Origin of the sequence: Gimesia sp. (assembly GCF_048262075.1) — a bacterium.
Taxonomy (GTDB): Bacteria; Planctomycetota; Planctomycetia; order Planctomycetales; family Planctomycetaceae; genus Gimesia.
The window spans coordinates 676,850-700,360 of record NZ_JBLXFK010000002.1 but is presented as its reverse complement, the minus strand read 5'-3'; the positions used below and the strand labels follow the sequence as shown (position 1 = coordinate 700,360).

Here is a 23,511-nt window from a genome sequence, read left to right as displayed (position 1 = left end):
GATGTAATCTTTGAAAAATGACACTGGCGGGACGAACTCTTCAGGCAGAAATCCGCCCGCAGTGACTATAGTAGAGACGCATAAACAGCTTAGGTGCAGGCTTTATGTTTAGCGAGCAACTCTGCGATTTGAACAGCGTTGGTGGCAGCTCCCTTACGGAGGTTATCACTGACACACCAGAAACTGAGTCCGTTCGGAGAAGAAATATCACGACGGATTCGACCGATATAGACTTCATCACTGCCATCACAGGTGGAAGGCAGCGGGTAGGACAGGTTCTGCAGGTCATCGACAACGGTGATTCCCGGGAAGTCAGAAAATAACTGACGGGCCTCTTCCGGTGAGATGGGGCGTTCGGTCTCGACTGTAATAGTTTCGCTGTGACAGTTTGCGACAGGAATCCGCACACAGGTGGGGTTGATCTGAATTGATTCATCGCCCAGGATTTTACGGGTTTCATACACCATTTTCATTTCTTCGCTGGTGTAGCCTTCTTCCTTTTCACTGCCAATCTGTGGGATGGCATTGAATGCGATCGGATGGGCAAAGACCTGATAATCGTGCTCTTTGCCTTCCAGATAGGCGCGGGAACCTTCCAGGAGGTCGCTGGTTCCAGCCACGCCGGCACCACTGGTTGCCTGGTAAGTACTGACGATCACACGGCGAACAGGAGAAGCATCGTGCAGCGGTTTGAGTGCCATTACCATCTGAGTGGTCGAGCAGTTCGGGCTGGCAATAATGCCTTTGGCTTCGAGGGCAGCTTCCGGGTTGATTTCCGGGATTACCAGCGCGACTTCCGGTTTCATCCGCCAGTAACCGGATTCATCGATGACAATGGCACCAGCTTCCACGGCTGCGGGAAGAAATTCAGCAGCGACATCATCAGGAGTAGAAGCGATGACCAGTTCCACTCCCGCGAAGGAGTCTTTGGTCAATTCTTCGAGTGTGTAGGTTTTGCCTTGGAATTCCAGTGTTTTGCCTGCGGAGCGCGCTGAGGCCAGAAAGCGAAATTGTTTGGCCTGGAAGTTCCGATCTTCCAGCAGTTTCCGCATGATGTGCCCGACGGCACCGGTGGCACCAATAATGGCGACAGTATCAAACACTTTGAATTCTCCAGTAAACAAAAAGGTTAAAAGTCTTTTAACAGAATGACTTTATGTCAATTGCTATCACTCAGGATTCCGATAACAGTAATTTCGGCTCTTACTATATATTGAGGTTCCCCTGAATGGTGACAGGTCACTTGAAAAGAGGTTCAGAGCACGATTGAGGATAGCAGGTCAATCAACAAGCTGATTGAGGGGGATATTATATGGTCTGAAGCGGCATTCGTCCAATGCTGGGCGCACGTTGTCTGAAGACAACTGGTTTCTGAAGAAACTTTATTCCCGGCTGGCCCCGATTTCATCTGATATCGAAGTAAAACACGAGCTTTTTAACAGCAAAGTCCAAATTTCGGGAAGCGATGCTACTAGGGGCAAAACAGTGCTGATATACTCCACAGGAGTGGAATCAAGTCAGTGAGAGAGATTGTCTCGCCTGAAATTTTTAAGAAGAAGATAACGAGCAGGTACCTTACACGATGAAAGTTTTAGTGATTGGTCAGGGAGGCCGCGAACATGCGCTGGTCTGGAAACTGGCCCAGTCGGAGAGTGTCAGTCAGGTCTTTTGTGCACCTGGAAACGCAGGAACCCAGCTGGATGGAACGAATGTCGCCATCAGTGTCAGTGATATTCCGAAGATGGTGGCTTTCGCTAAGGAAGAAGCGATCCAACTGGCGATTGTCGGCCCTGAAGTGCCTCTGGTCGCTGGGATGTCGGATGCGCTTCGCGCAGCAGGGATCTCTGTATTTGGACCATCCAAGGCTGCAGCGGAGCTGGAAGGCAGCAAGTCGTTTGCTAAGCAGATGATGTGGAAAGCGAATGTTCCGACAGCCAAATCAGAAACATTCAAAAACTTTGAAGCAGCCGAAGCTTATCTGGAAGAACGCGAAGAACAGCCTCTGGTGATCAAGGCCGATGGTCTGGCAGCCGGTAAAGGCGTTCTGATCTGCGATACCAAACAGGAAGCCCTTGACGCCATTAAGTCATTGATGAAAATTCGTGAGTTTGGTGATGCGGGTAGAGTTGTGATTATCGAAGAAAAACTGATCGGTCAGGAAGTCAGTATTCTGGCAATTGTCAGCGGATCGACGATTGTTCCTCTGGAAACTTCGCAGGATCACAAAGCAGCCTACGATGGAGACAAAGGTCCCAATACCGGCGGAATGGGAGCCTACAGCCCTGCTCCCCTGGTCACACCAGAGCTGATGGACGAGATCATCGAGAAAATTCTGGTGCCGATGGTCAACGTCATGAAAATTGAGGACCGCCCCTTCAATGGCGTGCTCTATGCTGGTCTGATGATTACCAATCAGGGGCCCAAAGTGCTGGAATTCAATGTCCGTTTCGGGGATCCCGAAGCTCAGCCGGTACTGATGCGGCTTAAGACGGATCTGGCACAACTGCTGCTGGCGGCTGCGGAAGAACGGCTGGAGGAAATAGACGACCTGGAGTGGGATGAGCGGCCAGCTGTCTGTGTAGTGATGGCTTCCGAAGGTTATCCTGACGAGTATGAGAGAGGGAGAGTCATTCGAGGCTTGAGTGAAGCCGCCGAATTAGCTGATACCAAAGTCTTTCATGCGGGAACCACTTTAAAAGACGATCAGGTCGTGACCGACGGCGGTCGTGTTCTGGGAGTGACCGCACTTGGTGAAAGCATCAGTCAGGCAAAACTGAAAGCATATCAGGCAGTTAAATGCATCCGCTGGGATGGTGCCTGGTGCCGCAAGGATATTTCAGATAAGGCTCGCTGAGCCTCGGATTTCCTCTGGAACGTATCACTTTTTAGCATAGCGTCCTTCGTACTACGATACTCGATCCAGATTCCCCTGGAACGCCATAGTAAAACTGGACACAGTCTAGCATTGAAAGAATGTCCGCGATCAGTCATGCCTGATGAAATTCGAACCTGCTTACTGCCTGTGTTATCACAACCGGAAGACTTTTCGGGGAGCACTGCTGTGATCCTCGATATTCTTCGGGCATCCTCTACGATTACGACGGCCTTGTCTTCCGGCGCCGCTGCTGTGATTCCCTGTCAGGAAATAGAGGAAGCCCAGCAGCTTGCCGGAAAACTGAGTGAAACAGCTGACTCAGAGGTTTTACTCGGAGGAGAACGCATGGGGGTCATGATCGAGGGATTTGATCTGGATAACTCCCCTGCCCGTTACCCTGCAGAGGTGGTCTCTGGTAAACAGATCGTATTTACAACCAGTAATGGAACACGGGCTTTGAAACGCGCGATTCAGGCGAGTCGGATTCTGATTGGTTCGTTTTTGAATCTGGCTGCAGTGGTGAATGAATTGAGTCAAAGTTCGGGTGTTGTTTACCTGGTCTGTGCTGGTACAGATGGAGCGATTACGGGAGAAGACTGTCTCTGTGCAGGGGCCATCGCTGCAGGATTGCAGTCTGTTTCCAGTCCGGAGCTGACACTGGATGATGCAACGAGGATGGTCGTCGACTATTATCAATCGCAGACCAGCAGTCCAGGCGGGTTGCTGACTGCGATGCGCGCCAGCCAGGGGGGGCGAAATCTGATTCAGCGTGGTTTTGAAGAGGATATTCGACTATGTTCAGAGCGAGATTGTTATGCAGTACTGCCTGAGTACAATCACGAATCAGGAAGAATCATGTTAGCTTCAGCAGGCTGAAACTCTGCTGTTTTTATGGGTAGAAATAAAATCGTTTTCTGAGAGTGTCTTACTGAAGACAAAATGGAAAGACCAAAGCAATGAAAAAAGAGATGGAGAAAATCGTAGCGTTGTGTAAACGGCGCGGGTTCATTTTTCAGTCGTCTGAAATTTACGGCGGTCTGCAGGGATTCTGGGATTATGGTCCGCTGGGAGTGGAACTCAAGCGTAACGTGAGAGAGGCCTGGTGGTCCGACATGATTACCACTCATAATGAGCTGGTCGCTCCGGAAGGCGCTCCCAAACCGTTCTCCATGACCGGGGTCGAGACCACGATTATCATGCATCCCAGCGTCTGGAAGAGTTCCGGGCACTTCGATCTGTTCCATGATTTTATGGTCGACTCCAAAGAGTCCAAAGCCCGATTTCGTGTCGACCATGTTTCGGTAGCGGTTGCCTATGCTGCAGATAAAACTCCTGTAGCCTGTGAAACCTATATGGCTGACATCGGCGAAGAAGGACTCTCCAAAACCAAACGCAAGCGTCTGGAAAAAGCGATTGCGGAATATGAAAAAGAGAACAGCCTGGACGCCAGTGAAACTCCCCAGATTACGGTCTGTAATCTGATGGAATACCGGAAGAAAATGGCAGAAGCGAACATTCCCACCACGGGAAAACTGGAAGCACGCTGTCCCGAAACAGGAGGCGAACTGACCGAGCCACGAGAATTTAACCTGATGTTCAAGACGATCATTGGGGCACTCGCGGGTGAAGAAGGTACCGCGTTTCTGCGTCCGGAAACCGCACAGGGGATGTTTGTGAACTTTAAGAATGTGGTCGACAGTGGACGTGTCAAAGTTCCTTTCGGGATCGCCCAGATCGGTAAAAGTTTCCGGAATGAAATTACACCGCGAAACTACATCTTCCGTTCCCGTGAATTCGAGCAGATGGAGATGGAGTTTTTCTGTCATCCTGATGAATCGTTTGAGTGGTACCAGTACTGGCGCGACCGTCGTTATGCCTGGTATATTAAACATGGGATAGCGGAAGGCAATCTGATTCTGCGCGATCATACCCAGGAAGAACTGGCTCATTATTCAGTAGGAACCGCTGATGTGGAATATGCCTTTCCCTTCATGGAAGAGGATGAGTATGGCGAACTGGAAGGGATTGCCCACCGTGGTGATTTCGATCTGCGTTCGCATATGGAAGGCAAGCTGGTTCGTGAAGGAGATCAGCTGGTCGTGGAGAAAAATGAACATGGTCAGCCTAAATATAAAGGGAGCGGCAAAGATCTGACCTATTTTGATGATCAGACCCGCGAGCGATTCATACCACATGTGATTGAGCCAGCCGCCGGTGCCGACCGCGCGACTCTGGCGTTTCTGTGTGAAGCCTATTACGAAGATGAGCAACCCGATGAAAAGGGGAATATGCAGACCCGGACCGTGATGCGATTCCATCCGAAACTGGCCCCTGTGAAAGCCGCTGTTTTTCCGCTGATCAAGAAAGCGGGTATGCCGGAAATCGCTTCGTCCATCTATCAGCGTCTGAAATCCGCAGGAATTCAAGCGGTTTACGACCAGCAGGGAGCCATCGGTCGCCGATATCGTCGTCAGGACGAGATTGGAACCCCTTTCTGCTTGACAGTGGATGGGGAGACCGAACAGGATAACTGTGTGACCCTGCGTGATCGTGATACACTGGAACAGGTGAGAATTCCGATTGACGATGTCGTTACAGAAATTCATAAACGAATTTACGGCTGAATAAATCAGTCCGGATCGAAAGTTTTTCCTGCAATTTGAATTTGAATCGAGAGGAGTCTGTTATGGCCAACGAAAATATGGACCGTCGTGTGTTCGGTAAATACGTCGCTGGCAGTACAGCTGCTTTTTTAGCCGGTGCCAACGCGGCTTCTGCCAAAGAACCGGTGGTGGATGGGGTGACGCGTCCGTCGAATACTCTGCTACTTGACGGAGGGGGGCAATCAGTCTGGAATTCATCAGCGCGACATGTTCGCACTAGCGGTTGGGTTTCTCCGGACGGGAAGGTCTTTCATGAAGCGGCCCGGAATATTCCGATTGTCGAGGAAGATGAAGTCATCGTCTGCGGGGGCGGTCCTGCTGGTGTCGCTGCGGCCCTGGCCTCTGCCCGCAGTGGAGCCAAAACCCGTTTGCTCGAAGTCAATGGCTGTGTCGGTGGTGTCTGGACGGCAGGCGCGTTAACGCTGATCATTGATGCCCAGAATAAGCCGGGCATCATGCGGGAGCTGCTGCAAAAGCTGGAAGAACGCGGTGCAAGTAATACGCTTACGAATGGATCGGTCGCCTACGATACCGAAAAGACCAAGCTGTTACTGGAAGATCTGCTGCTGGAAGCGGGAGTCAAGATTCAACTTCATACACGCGTTGTAGGTGCAGTGACAGACATTAATAATCGTCTGTCGGTGGTCGTGACCGAATCAAAATCGGGTCGGCAGGCCTGGAGAGCCAAGGCATTCATCGACTGTTCCGGCGATGGTGATCTGGCAGCTCAAGCAGGCTGCAGTTACGAGTTTGGTCAGCCTGGTACCGGGTTGACTCAGCCGATGAGCCTGATGGTTCTGCTGACAGGGGTCACACTAGATGGCATCGCTCCCTTCGTGCGTGGTGATGCAGAGCCTCGCAAACTGGGGAATCCCAAGAAGAACCTGCTGGCAGAATTTCAGCGGGCGGGCATCGACCCTTCTTATGGCGGTCCGACGATTTTTCGGGTTCGCGATGGCCTGTTTGCGATGATGGCCAATCATGAATATGGGACCCTGGCCATTGATGCCGCCCATGTCACCGACGCGACTCTGCAGGCACGGCGTGAAGTACATAAACTGGTCAACAGCCTGAAAAAACTCGGAGATCCGTGGACGAACCTGGAAATCATTGCGACCGCAGAACAGATCGGTACCCGTGAAGGACGTCGGATTATGGGACGCTATCATGTCAGCAGCGAAGATCTGAAAAACGGAGCACGATTTGAAGATGGTATCTGCCACGTACGATTTGGAATTGATGTGCATTCGACCAATCCCGGTAAAACGAAAGCCATCGAAAAGAAACCATTCAAGTCCAAGCCATATGATATTCCACTGCGGGCGTTGATTGCCCGGGATGTGACAGGCCTGATGATGGCGGGGCGTTGTATCAGCGGAGACTTTATCGCGCACAGCAGTTATCGGGTGACCGGGAATGCCGTGGCGATGGGAGAGGCGGCCGGGGTTGCATCTGCTCTGGCAGCGACCACGCAAAAACTGCCTCACGAAGTCCCTTTCCCCGAGGTCTCGAAACAACTGGCGTTGATTCGCTCCGCTGAAAACCAGCAGGTAAAAAGTTAAAGGGAATTCAGATCAGGTTAGATTCAGAGTAACTTGACCTGAACCACTGAGGAGTTTACGCTGTCTTTCGAAAGCTCAGCGGCTGTCGTATAATGGTATTACCCCAGCTTCCCAAGCTGGTGACGAGGGTTCGATTCCCTTCAGCCGCTCTTTTCAAAATTCTAACTCTTCTGAAATCGCTGTTGAGTTCCAGTCTGAATCCTCTTTCTGCGATCAGAGCGGCTTGTCGAAGATTTCATCCAGGGACTTCGCTTTATCACTGAAGTCGATTTCGATGGCGCTGTGCATTCCCTGTAGAATGATTTTATGAAAGCGGGGATCGATCTGCAGCTGCAGGATTGTGTCTTTCAGAATATTGTCTTTAAAGCCAATCGTGTCTCCGGTTCTGGCGTCCAGGATTTCCAGCAGGAATGAATAGCTGCGTGTCCGGGATTCTGTGCGGATTTTGCTCATGAAGATCAGGAAAGGGAGCTGGTATTGTGAGGTATCAAGCCATGAGCGTTTGGGCAAATTGCGGCTCCAGAGAATCTTCCCCGTTTTTCTGTCGATACTGATTAAGTCATTGTCGACGTGCACTACATTCAGAAATGAATCGCTGACATAAAAATCGTTTTGCGGAGACCGCCTGCGCGGAGTCGTGTATGAGAAATTGAAGTAGTAGCGGTCCTGATCTTTAAAGCCGATAAATTTATTGAGGCTTTTCAGGTACTCGTCAGGGATGATCGATTCGATGAGGGTCTCACCGGTTTCCACATCAAGTACCCGCAGTCGATTTGGAGGCAGCAGGATGGCAAGTTCGGTTTCAGAGATCTGAGACGAAAATCCCGTGCTCGTAACGGGCTCGTCGAGCAGGAGCTGATCTGTCAGCGGATCCCAGAGTCGAACCCGTTTTTCGGTAGTCGATGTTGTTTCATAAAACATTTTGCGGCCGAACACGTGGCGGGAGCGACTGTTTAAATCCAGTTCTCCTTTTCGAATCAGTTCGCCGGTAATCGTGCTGTAGACATTGTAGTTCGTGCGATTGATGTTAAAGGCAACCAGTGCCTGCTGGTCACCAATCAGACCTTTACTGGAATCACTCAGGAAACCTGATTTGGAGGGGATATTCTTACGTTCCCACAAAACTTTACCCGTGGCCGGATTTAATCCGAACAGGCGGTTATCCCACTGGAAAACACAGACACGTGGCCCTGAGGGACCCACGTAAAACAGCGATTGTGAGTTGTTTAAGTCATCGAATTCCTTCGTCCAGAGCGGTGTGGAGATGTCTCCATCCAGTTGCAGCAGCGAGACTCCATGGATCTTACGCTTACTGCCGAGTGGAATGAAATGACCAACGCGGGTATTTTGCGAATGGTAGGGGTAGGAAATGCGGTCCGAAACTTCGATCTTTCCAATCGTCTGACCAGCGTGCTTATTGATTACATGTAACTGCACCCCGGACTTCAACAGTAACTGAGAGATTTCCGGGGGAGGGAGAAACTTCCGTTCATAATTTTTGTATGTATTTTTGGTTTCCGGCGGAGGAGTTCCCAGGTCACACTGCCTGATGATCAGATGCGAAACTTCATGTTCCAGAGGCTGCATGGCTTGAAAGATGGTCCATGTCTGGGCCCCTCGATCAAAGCGGTTGACATACTGCTTGCCCGTGATTCCGGTATCCAGGGAAACTTGAGCATATTTTTTATCAAGTTCACCGAGTAAAGCGGCTGCTTCATGTGGCAGCCCCGCGGTCTGCCAGAGTTCCAGCAGTTCGTAAGTAGCGTTTGCTGCGATCTGTTCGTCGGGATGGCTGCGGTTAAGCATCAGCAGGAATTCTGCCTGTTGGATCTGACCCTGTTCCGTCAGACGGGCTGCCAGTGTACTGCTGACTTCGACTGCCTGAGGCCAACTGCCGTACGTGTCGAGGAATGCCTGCAACACTGGGATGGTGCCTTCTTTGAGTGCAGCCTGCTGATCCTCGGTGATTTTTGCATCAAGTGTTTCACGGTCGGCCCGATTTGCTTTCGCAGTCACTTTTTCCATCAGCCCAGCGACCAGACTTTTGGTGGTGACGAGGTGGTCGGTATCTCCCGCCATCGCCAGGGGAAAGTTGACATCTAGTTTCTTAAATTCGTCGGCGACTTCCATTAAATCCTGGTAGTTTTCCTGCTCAAGCAGATACCGGGATTTTCGTGAAAGATAGCGGCCCCGTTCCTGGGGAGTGGTGGCAAGTCGTTCCAGTTTAGCAAGTATCTGAAATTCATCCTGAGTTGATTGGTTCAGTTCGGCATACAGCAGTTCTCTTAAGAGGGATTCAGAACGTGTCTTTACGTTAGCTGTTGTGGGAATGGAGAGTAGCGTTTCCAGTCTGTGTTGCGCACTGCTTAAATTGCCCAGTGCCAGTTCCAACTCTGCTTTTAATAGATGGTCACTTTGATTTTGGGAGGAATTCAGACTCTCCTGATCGATGAGAGGCAAACTCGTCAGCATGGCATCTGCCTGTGGGAAAGCATCAATCTGCCAGAGCCCCAGTGAGATCACCTTGCCCTGATGGGCGATGAGATTTCCGGGGTACCAGTTATGCTGGGGGGGCTTATTGTTTGATTGCTGATTAAGATTCCGATAGGCATACGCTGCGCCCTGACGCAGTTTCTGTTTGAAGTGCCGGTTCAGAATTTCTGCGATCTGGGTGGTGTTGCTTAAGGTAAAACCCGATTCTTTTCCCGTGGGGACATGAATGCTGAGCACACTTCCTGATTTGATAGGCAGCAGATAGTTTTGCTGTGACAGGAATCCTTTGCCGGTTACGGGGCCTACGTGCAGATGCCAGAGTTCTCTCCCATCTTCGATGTGTCGGCCGCGACAATAGTCCGAACCGACAATCAGCACTGTGTCATCAACAACAGCGGCGACATATTCTGCATCTTCCCGGTGAACTTCTTCCCAGAGCGGGAGACCGGTGTTTAAGTTGACGCAATGAATATAAGGGGAACCAGTGGGGAGATAAAATACACGATGCTGATCAATTAAAGGGGCATTCGACAGGCCGGGATGACCGAAGGAGACAGGACGATAGTACCGCTTCTGTGAAATTCGACGGTGCTGGTGATCTCCGTCTCCATAGTAATAATTCCAGAGCAGATCGCCATTCGTTGCATCAATGGCAACCAGCGTATCCATCTGGGTTGTGCAGACCAGAACCCCCTGGCTGCTGGTCAGCGGGCAATGCATATAAGCGCGCGTCCGATCTGTAAAAATCGGTTGATTGACGAACGCGATTCCCTGTTTCCAGTGAATCGCTCCGTTTTGCGGGTTGATACACAACACGGAGAGTTGACTGTGATGTTCGGCAATGGCGTAAATAAAATTTCCCAGAGGCAATGGTGCACCTAGAAAATAGTAGCCTTCAATACTCCACGTGGGTCTGGTCTGTATTGCAGCCGTTTCGCTCGCTGCAGGCGACGCTGTATTTACAGTATTCTGGCTGTCTGCAGCAGGCTTCCTGTTTAAAGGGAGTGCCACAAGCCGGTTTCCTTTCTGCGAGACCAGTGGGAAATGGGACGTCGATCGGCGCAGTCCCACGTTGATCTGTGCAGGCGGCTGTGTATCTGGCAAATAGTCAATCGCAAATACATATTGACCATTACTGCTGAGCGAGCCATAAATTGAATTGTAGTTATAAAATTTTTCCAGTGGCAAATTCTGGGAATAAGTTGAGTGAGACTTTGTATGTTCTTCTAACTCATCAATCAACTGGCCAAGGCTGCCTGCACTCTGAAACAGCCAGGATGTTTGGCCGGAATCCAGGTTAACCGCACGGACCCCCTTGAAATCTCGATAAATAATCAGATCATCCACGGCGATGGGCTGGTTCACAACAGCGGTCGAGAGGTTTTCCCGAAACTGTTTGGTCTCCCAGTTTCGTAGGGTTTCGAGTGGACGGTCCTTGTCTGTCAATCCAATTGGATGGCTCCAGATCGGGTTGAGATAGGGCAGACTGGCGTTGACGGACTGGTTGCGTTTTGCATTACCCTGGGAAACAGGCCAGTCCGCTTTCTTTGGCGAGGAAGAACCAGTGACTGAAGTATCTAGAATCTGGAGCGCCTGATCGAGCGGGAGCGTTTTACCGGACACGATGACCTTTGCTGCCCCGTATGCTTCCAGAATCTGTATGGTTTTTTCGTGTTGTTGTGACTGCTGATAGGTCAGCGCGGCTTTCAGTAAATGAACCGGTTCCAGACGCGACTGTTGCAAACGGCTCTCAAGTAGCAGGTCCCAGTAGCGTGCAGCGAAATCGAAGTTTCCCAGTTCCATATAATGGGTGGCTAAATAGTTCAGAGCTTCAAAACCGGCTTGAAGGGGAAAAAATCGTAACGCCAGCAGTTCGTACATCCGCAAATCATTCGTTTCTCGTGCCTGTTGCAATAACTGGTTTGCCTGAGGTCCTGAGATCCGTTCATAGTCTGCCAGCGAGCGTGGCGAAAACTGCGAATACAGTTGACGGGTGCGTTCCCGGAAATTCACGGGGCGTGCCTGGTCATCGGACCAGAAGAAGTAATCTTCCTGGTGATCGAGAAGTTTTTCGAGTTGCAGCGCTCCTTCTGTGAACTCGCGATCCTGAAACTTCTGTTCCGCCCGATCAAACTGAGTCTGCAGATTCCGGTTTCTATAGATACGGTGGATTAACGCTTCGCGTTCTTCTGAGATCGACTGATCCGGCTCACTCTGGTCTGGTACTTCTTTTTGAGCTGGCGGGTCCAGGAATGCCAGCAGAGGGCGACTGTTCTGTTTTTCACCTGAGAGTAAATAGAAACAGGGATAAAACAGAACCACACCCAGGCAGAGCAAGATTCTGGTTGAGGCACTCTTCGGGAACTTCCATCCCGAGAATGGAGGAAATAATCGATTCATCCTGCGGATTCTCCTCGGATCAGAAACAGGTGCCTGCCATCAAGCGCGTCACCGAATACAGGCGGTAGCATTATAGCACAATCCAGGGGGACACAGACAGGCTAGTTTAAAAAGGAGGCCTATCGCTGTAATAAATTAAATCACTGCATGCCTTGTACAGGAAATAAGTTAGTGTTGTTTATTGTTGAATTGACATAAGTCATGTGAATCATCGACAATAGGAGAATAAGACTCTGGACAGATAATGGATAGCATTGAATCCTTCACTGAAGACTGTACAGTCGGGAGAGACAGATCCGCATGCCTTGCTTCACTCACTGCAGAATCAGACACAGATTCCTTTCTCAAGCTGTTTACGGTTTACTTGTGGGGGTTGGTCTGTCATTGACCACAGTGAGTATCGCTGAAACGAACAAGATTCCTGCCAACCAGGACGGGAAAACGCCTGTTGATTTCACGCAGGAAATTCAACCCCTGCTGGCGAAGCATTGTTACTCCTGCCATGGCCCTGATGTCCAGGAAGGGGGATTACGCCTGGACCAGCGCGAACAGGCATTCAAGAAACTGGAATCAGAGGCGACAGCCGTCGTACCCAATCATCCGGGGCAGAGCGAACTGATCGCGCGAATAATATCAAAAGACGAAGGTTTGCAGATGCCTCCCGAGGGGGAGCGACTCAAGCCGGAACAGGTTGCGGTCCTTAAACGCTGGATTCAGCAGGGAGCGGAATGGAAAAAACACTGGGCATTCCAGCCACATCAGCAGAAGACTCCACCTGAAACGAATCAGAGTCAGTGGGTCAAGAATCCGATTGATGCATTTATCCTGGCCGGGCTGGAAAAAAAGGGACTGACGCCTGCTCCTTCCGCTGATCGTGTGGCTTTGATCCGCCGCGTCTATTTTGATCTGACAGGACTGCCCCCTGCTCCGGAGGAAGTCGATCAGTTTGTGAATGATGCCTCTCCTGATGCTTATGAGAAGCTGGTAGATCGCCTGCTGGCTTCCCCCCGGTATGGAGAACGCTGGGCGCGTCACTGGCTGGACCTGGTACGTTATGCTGACACGAACAGTTTCGAACGGGATGGTGCCAAGCCCAACGCCTGGCGTTTTCGTGATTATGTCATCCGATCATTCAATGAAGATAAACCTTACAGTCAGTTCATCAAAGAACAACTGGCCGGGGATGAACTGGAACAGGTGACGAACGACACGATTATTGCGACCGGTTATTACCGTCTTGGTCTGTGGGATGACGAGCCGGCTGATAAATTGTTGAGTTACTACAATGAGTTGGACGATATCGTTTCCACTACCAGTCAGGTTTTTCTGGGGCTGACCTTGAACTGTGCCCGCTGCCACGAACATAAAATCGACCCTGTTCCTCACGAAGACTATTATCGATTTATGGCCTTTTTTCATGGTTTGAATTCATATGGAACGCGTGGAGATCAACTTTCATTCAACCAGACGGACATTACCACTCCGGAACTGGCGGCGAAGTATGCTAAATACGATCAGCAGAAAAACCAGCTGAAGAAACAGATGCATGCGATCGAAGAGGCCGCGATTAAAAAGATGCCCGGGGTAGATCAGCGGCGTTCGGAAACCCGTGAACGTGGAAAACTGCTCAAAGAAAAGCTGGCTGAATATCTGGAACCGGAACAAGATCAGATCTATCAGGGATTGAAGGACCAATTAAATCAGCTGGAAGTCGAACGCAAAAAACTACCGCCCCGCAAAGCAGCACTCAGCGTCAGGCGGAGTCGGAAAGAGCCTCGCGAAACTTTTGTACTACTGCGCGGTAATCCTCATGTGCGCGGTGACAAGGTGGAACCGGGTTTTCCGGAACTGTTTGGAGAAACCGCAGTGACAATCCCAGTGCCCGGGAAAGACCAGCTGACTTCAGGCAGACGTCGCGTGCTGGCGGAGTGGATCGCTGACGGGAACAATATGCTGACGTCACGCGTCATTGTGAATCGGATCTGGCAGCATCATTTTGGTCGGGGAATTGTACAATCACCGAATAACTTCGGGCAACTGGGCGTGCCTCCCACACATCCGGAACTACTGGACTGGCTGGCGCTCGAGTTTGTAAGAGGCGGGCAGCGATTCAAATCATTTCATAAGCTGATTCTCATGTCAAATACCTATCAGATGTCATCCCGATACTCAGAAGAGGCTGCTGCCGTCGATCCGGCCAATGACCTGTTCTGGAGATTTGATATGCGGCGTCTGAGTGCAGAAGAAGTGCGCGATTCCATCCTGGCGGTGAATGGCCGCCTGAATCTGAAAATGTATGGCCCTGGTATTTATCCATTGATTTCTCAGGAAGTGTTACAGGGACAATCTCAGCCGGGCAAAGGCTGGGGAGATTCGTCGGAAGAAGAGCGGGCCCGACGGAGTGTTTATATTTTTGTGAAGCGCTCACTGGTGACACCCCTGCTCTTCAACTTTGACTTTGCCGATACAGACAGCAGCTGTGCGGTTCGCTTTGTCACCACGCAACCGGCTCAGGCTTTGGGAATGATCAACGGCCATTTTGTCAACCGACAGGCGGAACTGTTCGCAGATCGACTGATTGAGGAAGTGGGAACAGAGTACCCCCAATTTGTGACACGGGCCATTCGTCTGGCCTATGGACGTGCACCCCAACCCGCTGAAGTGGATGACGGTGTGCAGTTGGTCAAGAGATTGATGGAAAAGCATTCCCTGGAAGAAAAACAGGCGCTGGATTATTTCTGTCTGACCGTGCTGAATCGGAATGAATTTGTCTATCTGGATTAAATAACCTGCGGATAAAAATACATCGTCCGTATGAGACTTAATTATATTTGAAGAGGACCTAGGATGGCTATAGAGCAATCAGCTAATCAGCAGAGCGGACATGCCCAGTTTTGTCGTCGCACACGTCGGGAATTTCTGTGGGAAGCCGGCGGTGGTTTTGCGTCAGTCGCCTTAACCGGGATGATGTCAGCAGATGGCTTTCTGAACTCACAGGCGCTCGCCGCCGACGGGGTGAGTCAGTTTCAGAATCCACTGGCTCCCAAAGATCCTCACTTCAAGCCGAAAGCCAAGAGTGTAATCTTTCTGTTTATGTATGGTGGTCCGAGTCATGTCGATACGTTCGACCATAAACCCAAACTGTATGGTCTGGACGGCAAAACCGTTTCCGTAAAAACAAAGGGGCGTGGCGGTGAAAAAAATGAAGGCCGCGTGGTGGGCCCCAAGTGGAAGTTCAAGCAATATGGTGAATCAGGTCAGTGGGTTTCGGAATTGTTTCCTCATCTGGCGACCTGTGTCGACGACATTGCTTTTCTGAAATCGATGACCGCGGATTCACCCATTCATGGTTCGGCGATGTTGATGATGAATTCCGGTCGCATCCTGAGCGGTTTTCCCAGTCTCGGTTCGTGGCTCAATTATGGTCTGGGGACTGAGAATGAGAACCTGCCTGGTTATGTGGTCATGCTGGATCCAACGGGAGGCCCGATTAGTGGCGCCAAAAACTGGTCGAGCGGATTTATGCCGGCAACTTATCAGGGAACTACCATGCGTTCCAAAGGCGCGCCGCTGATTGATCTGCGGCGGCCAGAAGGCATGTCTAAAGCGGTACAGCGGGAATTGCTGGATACCTTGAAAGCGGAAAATGAAAAACATCAGGCTACTCGAGCCGGGAATTCGGAACTGGCGGCACGTATTGCCAGTTATGAGCTGGCTTTCAAAATGCAGCAACATGCACCCGAAGCAGCTGACCTGGCTACGGAGACTCAGCAGACCCAGGAAATGTATGGGTTGAATAATCCCCGCACGGCTGATTTCGGCAGTCGCTGCCTGCTGGCACGCAGACTGGTGGAACGGGGAGTCCGTTTCATTCAACTCTACTCGGGGGGAAACCATAACGATGCGAACTGGGATGCGCATGGTGACCTTGTGAAAAACCACAGTTTTCACGCGGGCAATACGGATCAGCCTATTGCCGCGTTGATTAAGGATTTAAAAGCCCGTGGGTTGTTTGATGATACCATCGTTGTCTGGGGAGGCGAATTTGGCAGGCAGCCGACTGCTGAATATGCGAAAGGGACCGGGCGCGATCACAACTCTGCCGGGTTCACGATGTGGACGGCCGGAGGTGGGATTAAAGGCGGTCTCTCTGTCGGCGCGACCGATGAGTTGGGATCGGCAGCGGTCGAGAAACCATTTCATGTCAAACGCCTGCATGCGACAATTCTCAATCAGATGGGGCTTGACCCTAATCGACTCTCCTACTTTTATGGCGGTCTGGATCAGAAGCTGGTGGGAGTAGAACATACGGAACCCATTCACGAGATTATCTGATAATATTGTTAGTCTCGAGACCGCATCCCAATGATCCAAAACGTCTTTCGCCAGTATGCATCACATTTCAGTATTGCATTTCTCAATTTAATAGACTCGGGCCAAACAGACCTGGAGACGCTACAGTAAAACGGGACACAGTCTAGAATTCCTGTTTCCTGTGAACTGTAGAGGAATCGAGATCCTGGTTACAGGTTAACAGGAACGCTGTAACCCAGGAAATTCAACGATGACTTTGATGGCACCGTCTCGTCGATCCCGAAACAGTTCAAACGCCTGTTGGATTTCTGCCAGCGGGAACCGGTGGGTGATGATCGGCGTGACATCGATACGACCTTCTGAGAGCCATTGCATCGCCAGCGGGAAATCGAGGTTGAAATCCGGGTTCATGCTGGAATAGATGGTGATGTTTTTGAAGACCAGGTCGCGCAGACGCACCTGGTCGATCGTTTCCGGCGGGACTCCAAACACGAGAATACTGCCTGCCTGTCGGCAAAGGTCGATGCAGAGGTTCAACTGCTGGTCAGCATGACCGACGGCTTCGATGACAATGTCGGGTAGTTCTCCTTTCAAAATTTCTTTGACCGCTGGGATCGGATCTATATGCTGATTGCAGATGGTGGCGGTCGCTCCCATGGAGGGGCTGATCTGCAGCCGAGATTCGAGCAGATCAATGCCGATGATCTCTCGTGCTCCCATATTACTGAGGGCAGCATTCATTAATTGACCCATCGGTCCCTGCCCGACGACGGCGACCGTTTTATCCAGCAGGTTGGGAAGTTTTTTGAGAGCAAACAGCGCCGTTCCCAGTGGTTGTGCCATTAATGCATGTTCTTCGGGAATATTGGTGGCGATGGGAATGGTTCGAGTTTCATCCAGAATGAAACGTTCCCGCAACCCCTGCTGCATTACGGGAACAGCCAGGACTCGGTCACCTGTTTTCCAACGTTGACCGTTGGTCGCTGTGACTGTGCCGATCATTTCATGGAGCGAGTGACCGATTTCAATTTCCCATTCATCGCTACCTGTGAAGTAAGGTAAATCAGAACCGCAGAGACAGGTTGTTTCCGGTTGGAAGATGATTTCACCTTGACCAGTTTCGGCGCTGGTCGCAGGTGACAGTACGGGTTCGGGGACTTCGATGAGTTCGATTTTTCCGGGAGCGACAAGGTGGCTTGCTAACAATGAACTGATCCTGAAAAATGAGATGCCATGAATGTTCCTGAAAAATAAGCCAATTCTGGAAGCTGTCATGTGGAATGGGTATAGTAATATAAAATATACAAAATAGCTTCAATTGCAATGTTGAGCCGTTGCGACGCTGTAGCAAAGCATCAGTTGATTAAGGGAGCCAACGAATGGAGAGGCATATTACGGTAGCTGTGCTGACGAATGAGACGGGAGCACATTTAAGTGCTTACTTTGCAGCATTGAAGGAGATTAAGGCGGTTAAAGAAGTGGTTTTATCGGATCCCGGGCAGACTCAGGTAGAAGCGGCGCGAAGTCAGCTGGGTTCAAAACTGACTGCCGTATTTGATCAACCTGAAACATTATTTCAGCAGGAAAAGCCAGATCTGGTTTTAGTGACGATGCAAGCCAGGCAGGCCCCGCGGGCCATTAATCTGGCATTAGACAATGGCTGTCATGTGTTTTCGGAGAAGCCGGCATGTCTGAGTGTGCAACAGTTTGAGCCTCTGGTTCAGAAGGCCGAAAGCAAACATCTGCATTTATCACTGGCACTGGCGAATCGAACGAATCCGGAGATCCAGTTTGCCCGGTCTTTGATTCAGGGAGGTTCACTGGGAAAGATCTACGGTGTGGAAATGACACTTCTGGCAGATCAGACACGGCTGACAAATCCCGCATATCACAAGAGCTGGTATGCTCATCAGGATCAGGCAGGCGGTGGTTTTTTATCGTGGCTGGGAATTCACTGGCTTGATCTGTCGATGTATCTAACGGAGTCTTCCATTACGGATGTTGCAGGTTTTACTGCATTGGTGGGCGGACAACCGATTGACGTGGAAGACTCTGCAGCACTCTCATTTCGCTATGCTGCAGGTTTTCTGGGAACATTGACAGCCGGTTATTATTTGAAACAAGGCTATCAATCGATGATTAAAATCTGGGGGAGTAAAGGCTGGCTGGAGATGCTGCCTTTTGAAGAACGGCCTTTAGAATGGACGCTGAATCACAACGGTAAAACGTTAAAATTTGAAAAATCGACTGAGCCACGTGGCTATACTCCTGCTGTCGAGAAAGCGGTTTCAGCTGTCACAAATGATCAACCTCCACTGCTGACTACTCGCGAAAGTTTAAGAATCATCAGAACGATTTATGCCTTTTATGAAGCAGCTCGAACCGGTAAGTCTCAGGCGATTCCGCAAAACTGAAAGGCGTTGCTACTTAAATGTATTCGTCGTCGTCTTTCAGATCTTTTTCTGTGATGATGCGATGTCCCTGCTCTGATAAGGTTCTAATCCCCAGATCGATATCATCAACGCATAAGGCGATCGCACCTCTACCATGTCTGCGATAGAGCAGCGGATAGGTATAATCGATGTTGACCTCAGCCTGCAGCAGCGAAAGACAGATGCGCATATAAGGCTGTGTGTCGTCGGGAAGTTCAACACCGATCAGGTCTTTTTCGAAGAAGGTATAATTTGAAAGTTCGAATATCTCTCGGGCGTGCTCGTAATTGTCGAGCACGATGCGACTCATTGCCACATCGACCGAATCGACCGTACTTAAAGCAATGATTCTGAGGTCAAATTTTTCCAGCAGTTTTAAGAGTTGATGGAGATACCCGACCCGGTTTTCCATAAACACACAAAATTGTCGCAGGCAGGGCCACTCTTTGCCTGGTTCCCCGGTAGGGTAGGAAGATTGATCTTCGAATTCCATCTATTATTCTCTCCACGATGTGAACAAATCAGGATTGAAAGACGGCACAGATCATCATTCGAACCTGAACTTGCAGTGTGACAGGAACCAGAACAATCGGCTCTCATCAAGTTCTTATCTACCGGCAATTTAAGAAAATAACCCGATAGCGTCAATAAGAGGTCTATTCTCCTGTTCCCTGACTGTGTAAATAAGTCTCCACGAGCAAAACTCCTCTGGTATGAAGCAAGGAGATACTTATGATTTGCAGAAGCAATAGATCATCTCCCCGCCCGATCCTTAATAATCAGTCCAAATTCAGGAGTCACTGTGTTAATACGTACTTTTCTGTTCGATATGGGAAATGTACTCGCTTTTTTTTCACATGACAAGATGTGTGGACAAATGGGCGCTCTTTGCGGCAGGTCTCGGGCAGAAATTCAGAATCTGTTGATAGAATCCGGGATCCAGTGGGAATACGAGCGTGGTAAGCTATCTCCTGCTGAATTTCACAACTGGTTCGAACAGGCTGTAGAAAAAACAGTCGATTTTGATGCGTTGCAGACTGCAGGTTCGGACATTTTTGAGCTGAATAGTACCATCGTCCCCGTGCTGGATTCTTTAAAATCTCAGGGCTATCGACTGGTTCTCCTGTCGAATACCTGTGTATCTCACTTTGAGTTTATCTGGAAGGAATACGAGGTTCTGCAGCGATTTGATGACTACGTGACTTCTTATACTACCGGTGCAATCAAACCGGAACCCGCCATATTCGAATGTGCTTTGGAGAAGATCCAGTGCGCTCCGGAGGAAGCCTTCTATACAGATGATATCCCTGAGTATATCAGTCTCGCTCGTCGGCTGGGCCTTCAGGCAGAAGTATTTACAGACACCGAGACATTGATTGAACATCTGGCACAACGGGAGATCCAAATCTGAGAGAATCTGATCCGAAGGCGGAAAAGGTTCTCTCAGTGATGAAAGATCTTACATCGTGTTTTACAGAACGTTCAGAATTCTTATCTGCCTCCCCCTTTTTGTCTCAGGTTCTACGCGGTCGCTTCCATTCTTTGGAACGTTGTTTGCGGTATGATTCCGCAATCATCCGAGGTGCGCCCCCTGTTTCCTCGATTTTCAACGTTTATTTAGACTGTGTCCCGTTTTACTGTAGCATCTCCAGGGCAGTTTGACCCGAGTATATTAGATTGAGAGACGCTATCGTTAAATGTGATGCGTTCAGAACTTATCGTTCGTTACAAATAGTGGAAAGCATTATGTCGGTCGATTCTTTTCCAGAGACACTGGAGTCACAACATCCAGGCAGTGAGCAGCGGTCTTACCGTGAATTATTCTCGATGGGATGGCCTCAGGTAGTAACCTGTCTCTGGTTTGCATTGCTTTTTTTCTACTTTGGTAACGTACATATTTTTTATTCCGACATCTGGGGACATGTTTCCTACGGGGAATGGATTGTCGCTCATCAGAGTCTGCCCGTGTACGACCCTTTTCTTTCTCTGGCAGAAGGGGTCAAAAGTATTGATGCAGCCTGGCTCTCACAGGTTTTCTTTGCCAAAGTTTATGAATCATTCGGTGTACGGGGTTTGTCGCATATTTTTGCACTAACCGTATTCACAACCCATGTTCTATTCTGGCTGGCGTTTTATCTGAAAACCGGTCGAGCAGGCGTCAGTACCCTGGCGTCGTTTCTGCTGGTAGTCATTTCTTCAAGCCGTATCGCAATCATACGTCCAGAAATATTTGGAACATTGTGCGTTGCGCTGATGTTGGTGATTATGGCCTGGTCAGAGAAATATGATGCCTGGGATCGAAGAGCCAATCCAGGTAATGGTGCTCCGAACTCTGAAAAAAAAGCACCTTTGCCTTTGCTTTTGGCTCTCTATCTGGGAGTTCCGCTCATTTTTCTGGCATGGGCAAACCTGCATGGATCCTTTGTTGTCGGGCTGGCTATCCTGGGGCTGCAATTTCTAGGCAGGGTACTGGAAGTGGGCTGGCGAACAAGAAGCCTGGTTCAGGTCTGTAGTGATCCCTGGGTCAGACGCTGGCTGGTGGTAACCGAATTATCAGTCTGCGGGGCACTGCTCAATCCCTACCATATGGATCTGTTTCTGAATTCTCTGACGTTTCCACGGAATCCGAACCTGAAAGACGTACTGGAGTGGGAGCCACTCGAGTTCAGGGATGCCGAAGGAATCTGGTTCTGTACTTCCTGGGTGCTGATGCTGGGGCTATACCGCCACAGTCGGGCGACTATCAGAACAGCAGATGTCCTGCGGGTGGGACTGCTGTCTCTGGCTGTGATTGTGGGAGTCAGAATGATTGGCTGGTTTTCTGTTGTTTTTGTCTATGCCATGGTTCCTCATCTGGCAAATGTGATCCCACGGAAAGAGTTACTGGTTCCTGAATTGAATGCGGATTCAGAACAGTCCCTTTCCTTCTGGTCTCGAAAAACACCTGTTATTACAGCGGTTTGCGTATTGATCGTCTGGTTTGGATTTGCATTCTCCAATGTTGCGACCCCTTTATTTGGTGGAACGCCTCGTGCGCTGGATAAAATTTACAGTGAGGGAACTCCCCGTCAGTTGACGGAGTTTTTAAAAGAACATCCTCCCCAGGGGCAGGTGTGGAATCCTCAGTGGTGGGGAGACTGGCTGGTCTGGGATGGTCCCGAGGGAATGAACGTATTTATGACAACCAATGCCGTACACCTTACTCCGCCTCGGGTCTGGAAAGATTACCTGGGGATTGCCAGGGCCAATCGAGGCTGGCAATCGGTTGCGGAAAAGTATGCTGTCACCACTTTCATCGTCCATAAGGAAAAGCAGGTTCAGCTGAACAAGCAGGTGCGCAAGCTGGCAGGGTTTAAAGTGGTTTATGAGGATGATCTGAGTCTAGTAGTGTCACGAGAACCGGATTTAATAGCTGCTGCCAGACAGGATAAAACAAAGGATACGGACCAGTCAGCGAACGAAAAACAGGAGGTGCAACCATGAGTCCTCAGGTCATGTCGCTCAAATCCAAACTGAAAATAGCAGGGTTTCTGTGTTTCCATCTGTTACTGGTTGGTGCTGTGATCACGTGGGGAGCGATTCGATTCCAAAGTTGGGAACAGCAGAAGCAGTTGCCGGAAATACGATTAATTCCTTTGGCAGTGACCCCTCAATATAACCGGCCCGAGATTGTCGCCGACGAGGATCTCGTGAAGGTGCTGAATCGACTTAAACCTCAATTCAGAAGCAAGTCGCCGCGAATAAATCATGTCGATCATGCGCTGCGTTTCTGGGGAATTGAAGCTGAATTTGATGACCCTCAGTCACTTTCTGGTATCGAAATGAGGGATATCTTGCTTGATCATCGCCGGTTTGGAGATGTCTGGGGGGAAAAGACCGATCCACTCTTGGTTTATAACCAGTATGGAGTCAGGCCCCGCGTGCAGGAGGGGTTAGCAACATCGAGTCATGAAGATCATACACTCGCTACCCTGGCAGAAGTCGGCACCCCCGTCGATTATCCGGTTGTCACCTCTGAAGGAGAGACGACGCTGGCGGCCATGATCGAGGAGACAATGCGGTCATTCACGCTGAATCAGGTAGAATACGAATGGTCTGCTGTGGTCTTTGCTCTGTATTTGAATTCCTCTCGGGACTGGATGACAACTGAGGGACAATACATCAATTTCGATCTGATCTCAGAGCGGATCATGCGGCAGCCTCCAGTCAAAGGGGTCTGTTATGGGAATCATCGATTACATGCCCTTGTAATTTTGCTCAGAGTGGATGAGCAGGCTCCCATCCTGACAGAAGCTGGTCGTGAAAAAATAGTAAAATATCTTCAGGGGATAACCAGCCTGCTGGTCAAAAACCAGACAGAGGAAGGATTCTGGGATAAAAACTGGGATGGTCAACCTCTGGATCAGGCTTCAGAAAAGAAATTTGCTCCTGTCGCTCGCCGCGTTCTGGCAACCGGTCATGCCATGGAATGGTGGTCACTGGCTCCTCCTGAGGTATTACCTCCGGAGCAAACCCTGCAGAAAGCCGGTCACTGGCTCGTGAAGACCATCCAGCAGATGCCTGAATCTGAGATTCAAAGCAGCTATACCTTCCTGTCTCATGCAGGACGCGCTCTGGCGCTTTGGCGGGGGAAATTTCCCTACCAGGTTGATTTGTCAGGTCAGAGCGCCCAAGACCTTTGATCGTGTTTTCTCGCGATCTGAAGGCAGGCTCTCGCTTCTTATTCCCTGCTTTACTTGAGATGAGCATCTATTTAACTCAGCTTGTGCATC

The 23,511-nt window shown here is 50.0% G+C and carries 14 protein-coding genes and 1 tRNA gene; 11 read left to right on the top strand and 4 right to left on the bottom strand.

Features of this window, described 5'->3' with window-relative positions; translation table 11 throughout:
• Positions 1 to 89: 89 nt before the first annotated feature.
• Positions 90 to 1,103, bottom strand: coding sequence for an aspartate-semialdehyde dehydrogenase (locus ACN0YH_RS06330; RefSeq protein ID WP_002648856.1), 1,014 nt, complete (start codon positions 1,101 to 1,103; stop codon positions 90 to 92).
• A 479-nt stretch (positions 1,104 to 1,582) separates the two neighbouring features.
• Between ACN0YH_RS06330 and purD the strand changes: the two genes are divergently transcribed.
• From purD to ACN0YH_RS06305, 5 genes are all read left to right on the top strand, one after another.
• On the top strand, positions 1,583 to 2,854 hold the full coding sequence (gene purD / locus ACN0YH_RS06325) for a phosphoribosylamine--glycine ligase (RefSeq protein WP_417378715.1): 1,272 nt from the start codon (positions 1,583 to 1,585) through the stop codon (positions 2,852 to 2,854).
• Between the two features lie 135 nt (positions 2,855 to 2,989).
• Positions 2,990 to 3,751, top strand: coding sequence for a 2-phosphosulfolactate phosphatase (locus tag ACN0YH_RS06320; RefSeq protein ID WP_417378714.1), 762 nt, complete (start codon positions 2,990 to 2,992; stop codon positions 3,749 to 3,751).
• Positions 3,752 to 3,831: 80 nt separating this feature from the next.
• Entirely contained in the window at positions 3,832 to 5,499 is a 1,668-nt protein-coding gene (locus ACN0YH_RS06315) for a glycine--tRNA ligase (RefSeq protein WP_417378713.1), read from the top strand.
• A 62-nt stretch (positions 5,500 to 5,561) separates the two neighbouring features.
• Positions 5,562 to 7,100, top strand: coding sequence for an FAD-dependent oxidoreductase (locus ACN0YH_RS06310; protein WP_417378712.1), 1,539 nt, complete (start codon positions 5,562 to 5,564; stop codon positions 7,098 to 7,100).
• 78 nt (positions 7,101 to 7,178) lie between these two features.
• Positions 7,179 to 7,249, top strand: a tRNA-Gly gene (locus tag ACN0YH_RS06305).
• 64 nt (positions 7,250 to 7,313) lie between these two features.
• Here ACN0YH_RS06305 and ACN0YH_RS06300 read toward each other — a convergent pair.
• Positions 7,314 to 11,993 (bottom strand): PQQ-binding-like beta-propeller repeat protein, encoded by a 4,680-nt coding sequence (locus tag ACN0YH_RS06300; RefSeq protein ID WP_417378711.1) that lies wholly within the window; start codon positions 11,991 to 11,993, stop codon positions 7,314 to 7,316.
• A gap of 393 nt (positions 11,994 to 12,386) precedes the next feature.
• Between ACN0YH_RS06300 and ACN0YH_RS06295 the strand changes: the two genes are divergently transcribed.
• Both ACN0YH_RS06295 and ACN0YH_RS06290 read left to right on the top strand, forming a co-directional pair.
• Positions 12,387 to 14,777: a PSD1 and planctomycete cytochrome C domain-containing protein gene (locus ACN0YH_RS06295; RefSeq protein WP_417378929.1), complete on the top strand. Its 2,391-nt coding sequence runs from the start codon at positions 12,387 to 12,389 to the stop codon at positions 14,775 to 14,777.
• A 63-nt stretch (positions 14,778 to 14,840) separates the two neighbouring features.
• Complete coding sequence (locus tag ACN0YH_RS06290; RefSeq protein ID WP_417378710.1) at positions 14,841 to 16,328, top strand: DUF1501 domain-containing protein; 1,488 nt, start codon at positions 14,841 to 14,843, stop codon at positions 16,326 to 16,328.
• 195 nt (positions 16,329 to 16,523) lie between these two features.
• On the opposite strand, the gene ACN0YH_RS06285 is transcribed toward ACN0YH_RS06290, so the two are convergent.
• Positions 16,524 to 17,513: a zinc-dependent alcohol dehydrogenase gene (locus ACN0YH_RS06285; RefSeq protein ID WP_417378709.1), complete on the bottom strand. Its 990-nt coding sequence runs from the start codon at positions 17,511 to 17,513 to the stop codon at positions 16,524 to 16,526.
• A 173-nt stretch (positions 17,514 to 17,686) separates the two neighbouring features.
• Between ACN0YH_RS06285 and ACN0YH_RS06280 the strand changes: the two genes are divergently transcribed.
• On the top strand, positions 17,687 to 18,721 hold the full coding sequence (locus ACN0YH_RS06280; protein WP_417378708.1) for a Gfo/Idh/MocA family protein: 1,035 nt from the start codon (positions 17,687 to 17,689) through the stop codon (positions 18,719 to 18,721).
• Between the two features lie 13 nt (positions 18,722 to 18,734).
• Here ACN0YH_RS06280 and ACN0YH_RS06275 read toward each other — a convergent pair whose 3' ends face one another.
• Entirely contained in the window at positions 18,735 to 19,232 is a 498-nt protein-coding gene (locus tag ACN0YH_RS06275) for an acetolactate synthase (protein WP_417378707.1), read from the bottom strand.
• 309 nt (positions 19,233 to 19,541) lie between these two features.
• Here ACN0YH_RS06275 and ACN0YH_RS06270 point away from each other — a divergent pair, with 309 nt between their 5' ends.
• The 3 genes from ACN0YH_RS06270 to ACN0YH_RS06260 all read left to right on the top strand — a co-directional run bounded on the left by ACN0YH_RS06270 (position 19,542) and on the right by ACN0YH_RS06260 (position 23,421).
• Positions 19,542 to 20,150 (top strand): HAD family hydrolase, encoded by a 609-nt coding sequence (locus tag ACN0YH_RS06270; protein ID WP_417378706.1) that lies wholly within the window; start codon positions 19,542 to 19,544, stop codon positions 20,148 to 20,150.
• A gap of 335 nt (positions 20,151 to 20,485) precedes the next feature.
• Positions 20,486 to 22,222 (top strand): hypothetical protein, encoded by a 1,737-nt coding sequence (locus tag ACN0YH_RS06265; RefSeq protein ID WP_417378705.1) that lies wholly within the window; start codon positions 20,486 to 20,488, stop codon positions 22,220 to 22,222.
• Positions 22,219 to 23,421: a hypothetical protein gene (locus tag ACN0YH_RS06260; RefSeq protein ID WP_417378704.1), complete on the top strand. Its 1,203-nt coding sequence runs from the start codon at positions 22,219 to 22,221 to the stop codon at positions 23,419 to 23,421. The genes ACN0YH_RS06265 and ACN0YH_RS06260 overlap by 4 nt, the downstream gene beginning before the upstream one ends.
• Positions 23,422 to 23,511 lie beyond the last annotated feature (90 nt).